This window comes from Petralouisia muris, from assembly GCF_004793545.1.
In the GTDB taxonomy this organism is placed as follows: domain Bacteria; phylum Bacillota; class Clostridia; order Lachnospirales; family Lachnospiraceae; genus Petralouisia; species Petralouisia muris.
The window spans coordinates 1-3,530 of sequence record NZ_SRYA01000168.1 but is presented as its reverse complement, the minus strand read 5'-3'; the positions used below and the strand labels follow the sequence as shown (position 1 = coordinate 3,530).

The window sequence follows — 3,530 nt, the reverse complement described above, 5'->3', positions numbered from 1 at the left end:
TTTAATGTCTGTATCCGTCCTGCCAGCGGAAGCTGTGATTCACTGTAATATCGGTATCCTGTAAAATCATTCACATGCTTTGGATGAAGGATTCCTATTTCATCATAATGCCGAAGCATACGGATGCTGATTCTTGACAGTTTTGAAAAATCTCCTATCTTTAACATTAGTTCCACCTCACATATATGTGTCTTCTTGAGCTCAATCATAGTATAGAGTATACCATAGTGTGAGAGTCAACCCCATAACAAATGATTTTCAGCATAAAAATTTGAACAGAAACCCTTGACATTAATATGAAATCGGATTATACTGTCGATTGTCTGATTTCGGATTAAGGAGGGCGCTTATGAAATATGAACAGGGAAAATATTTAAAGGAATTTAACCGTTTTTACCGGGAACTGGATCAAATTTACCATGAATTAGCAGTTAGGTTGGGAATGTCCGACAGCGCATTTGTTATTTTGTATGCCATCATGGAATTGGGAGAAGGGTGTCTGCAGAAGGATATCGCAGCCTGGTGTTCTTTAAGCAGGCAGACCGTCAATTCTTCTATTCAGAACTTAAAGGCGCAGGGCTGTCTGTTTTTGGATTCCGGCAAAGGCAGGGAGAAAGAGATTTTCCTGACAGAAGAGGGGAAGCGGCTTGTGAAGGAAAAGATTTTTCCGGTGATGGAAATGGAGCAATCTGTATTTGAAGAAATGTCTCCCCGGGAGTGTCGGGAAATGTTGAAATTGATGGGAAAATATGTGGGGAAACTTAGAAAAAAAGCGGAAGAATGTTGATATGGTACGAAATGCTTAGTAAGGAGGAGATTATGAGAATACAATTATCAGATCATTTTACTTATCGGAGATTGCTGCGTTTTGTGATATCGCCTATATTGATGATGATTTGCACTTCTTTCTACAGTATTGTAGATGGCTTTTTCGTGTCAAATTATGTGGGCAAGACGCCTTTTGCGGCGCTGAACCTGGTGTTTCCGGTGTGTATGGCCTTCGGTACAGTTGGAATTATGATAGGGACAGGGGGAAGCGCAGTAGTGTCTAAGACTTTAGGGGAAGGAAAACGGGAGGAAGCGAATCGGTATTTTTCCATGTTAGTGTACTTTTCCATTGGATTAAGCCTTGCGCTGTCTGTCATTGGCTTTGTGTTTGCACGGCCTATTTCCATAGCCCTGGGAGCCAGTGGGGAATTGTTAGAAGGCAGCGTCCTTTACTGCAGGTGCCTGATTGTGGCTCTGACGCCTTTCGTGCTGCAGAATGTGTTCCAGAGTTTCTTTGTGACGGCGGAAAAGCCGGGGCTGAGCCTTAAGATGTCCCTCGCCGCAGGGATTACCAATGTGGCGCTGGAATATCTGTTTATTGCGGTTTTTGGCTGGGGGCTTGCGGGGGCTGCTTTTGCCACAGGAATCGGTCAAGTGGTAGGCGGAATTTTCCCGCTCTTTTATTTTGCAGGGAATAATGACAGCTTGCTGAAACTGACGGGAACGAAACTGGAAATGCAGATCATTTTAAAAACTTTCGGAAATGGTTCTTCAGAAATGGTGACCAATCTTTCCGCTTCTGTCATAAATATCCTGTATAACTTTCAGCTTATGAAGCTGGCAGGGGAAAATGGGATTGCAGCTTACGGAATTATTATGTACGTCAATTTTGCATTTATGGCGATTTACTTGGGATACGCCATCGGAAGCAGCCCGGTGGTGGGCTACCATTACGGGGCAGGCAATCATGAAGAATTGAAAAGCCTGCGGCGCAAAAGCATGGTTTTAATGGGCGGGGCAGGGATTTTAATGACAACCTTGGCGGAGATTCTGACGGTGCCTCTGGTGTCCATTTTTGCCAACTATGATGCGGAATTGTTTGCCATGACCTGTCACGGGTTCCGGTTGTACGCCCTTGCATTTGCGGCCATGGGGCTGAATGTATGGGGATCGGCATTTTTTACGGCTCTTGGAAACGGATTGGTTTCAGCGGCGATTTCATTTCTGCGGACGCTGCTGTTTCAGATTGTAATGGTGCTGGCACTGCCAGTATTTCTGGGAATTGACGGCATCTGGCTGGCAATCGGCGCAGCGGAGATTCTGGCATTGGCTGTTACGGGAATGTTTTTGATTGTAAATCGGAAGAAGTATCATTATGCCTGAATCCTGTTGGCAGCAGGAATCCTCATGATATCAGAATGTTTTCGCAGGCTGTGGGAAATGCCTGACTGCAGATGCAGAGAAAATTTATTTCTTCATTTTCAGAGTTTTTTTGTAATTTCTGGCAATACTATGGAAAAACAGAAATGAGGTTTGGCAATGAAAACATTTCACCAATTGTATCTGGACATACTGGAGCAGGAGGCAGGCCAGGGACGCATATTGGAGGAGGATTATGATCCGTATCATATGGACTGCCTGCTTCACCCGGAGCGTCACGCGCCTGTCATATTTGCAGAAGAGTGCCAGCAGTGCGCCTATGAAAGAGCCTGTGAAAACAGTTGTATCTTTGATGCATTTGAACAGGATGAAACGGGAAAAGTCCATATCAATAAAGAGAAATGCATTGGCTGCGGAGCCTGCGTGGAAGCTTGCAGACTGGAGAAGCTTGCAGCCAATAAGGATGTGGTTCCGGTGCTTCGGGCTGTCCGGGACAAGGAGCGGGAAGTGTATGCCCTTGTGGCTCCGGCTTTCTTGGGGCAGTTCGGCAGAGAGGTTACCACCGGGAAACTGCGGGCGGCCTTTAAGGCCATGGGATTTCAGGGTTTGATTGAGGTGGCAGTTTTTGCAGATATTCTAACGCTGAAGGAAGCGCTGGAATTTGACGCAAATATTCAGGAGGAGCAGGATTATCAGCTTACCAGCTGCTGCTGCCCGGTCTGGATTGCAATGATACGGAAGGTTTATCAGGACCTGATGCCCCATGTGCCTGGTGCGGTGTCTCCTATGATTGCAGCAGGACGGGTGGTAAAAAAGCTGCATCCAGAGGCTGTCACGGTGTTTGTGGGCCCTTGTATGGCGAAGAAAAAGGAAGCCAGGGAACCGGATATTGCAGATGCGGTGGATTATGTGCTGACCTTTCAGGAGGTGCAGGATATGTTTGAGGCGGCGGATATCCATCCAGAAGAATTGGGTGAGGATGAGAAGGAGCATTCCTCACGGGCCGGGCGGATTTACGCCAGGACAGGAGGCGTCAGCGAGGCAGTGAAAGCCACGGTAAAGCAGTTGAACCCCAAACGGAAAATTGAGGTTCGTGCAGAACAGGCAGACGGAGTTCCCGCCTGCCGGGCAATGATTGAACGGCTGAAAAAGGGAGAGACAAAGGCGAACTTTTTTGAAGGCATGGGCTGTGTGGGCGGCTGTGTGGGCGGGCCGAAAATTCTCATAGAAAAAGAAGAAGGAAGAAAAAATGTGGAGCGTTACGGGGAAGAAGCTGAATATCAGACGCCCCTGGAAAATCCTTTTGTCCAGGAATTGCTGTCGCGGCTGGGATTTTTTACCATAGAGGAGTTTTTGGAGAAAAGCGATATACTGGTGCGGGA

The 3,530-nt window shown here is 46.9% G+C and carries 4 protein-coding genes; 3 read left to right on the top strand and 1 reads right to left on the bottom strand.

Going from position 1 to position 3,530, the window contains the following annotated elements; genetic code table 11:
- A partial coding sequence (locus E5329_RS32430; RefSeq protein ID WP_135992514.1) for a MerR family DNA-binding transcriptional regulator occupies positions 1 to 167 on the bottom strand: 167 nt, incomplete at its 3' end.
- A 182-nt stretch (positions 168 to 349) separates the two neighbouring features.
- Between E5329_RS32430 and E5329_RS28645 the strand changes: the two genes are divergently transcribed.
- The 3 genes from E5329_RS28645 to E5329_RS28635 form a co-directional block, all read left to right on the top strand.
- Positions 350 to 787 carry a MarR family winged helix-turn-helix transcriptional regulator gene (locus tag E5329_RS28645; RefSeq protein ID WP_135992513.1) on the top strand — a complete coding sequence of 146 codons (438 nt, stop codon included), beginning with the start codon at positions 350 to 352 and terminating at the stop codon, positions 785 to 787.
- 32 nt (positions 788 to 819) lie between these two features.
- Positions 820 to 2,151 (top strand): MATE family efflux transporter, encoded by a 1,332-nt coding sequence (locus tag E5329_RS28640; RefSeq protein ID WP_135992512.1) that lies wholly within the window; start codon positions 820 to 822, stop codon positions 2,149 to 2,151.
- A 156-nt stretch (positions 2,152 to 2,307) separates the two neighbouring features.
- Positions 2,308 to 3,530: [Fe-Fe] hydrogenase large subunit C-terminal domain-containing protein (locus E5329_RS28635; RefSeq protein WP_135992511.1), on the top strand; the 1,223-nt coding region annotated here is incomplete at its 3' end.

What these genes read in the sequence shown, in the direction of transcription:
- E5329_RS28645 (WP_135992513.1), top strand. Translation starts at nt 350, where the DNA reads ATGAAATATGAACAGGGAAAATATTTAAAGGAATTTAACCGTTTTTAC.
- E5329_RS28640 (WP_135992512.1), top strand. Translation starts at nt 820, where the DNA reads ATGAGAATACAATTATCAGATCATTTTACTTATCGGAGATTGCTGCGT.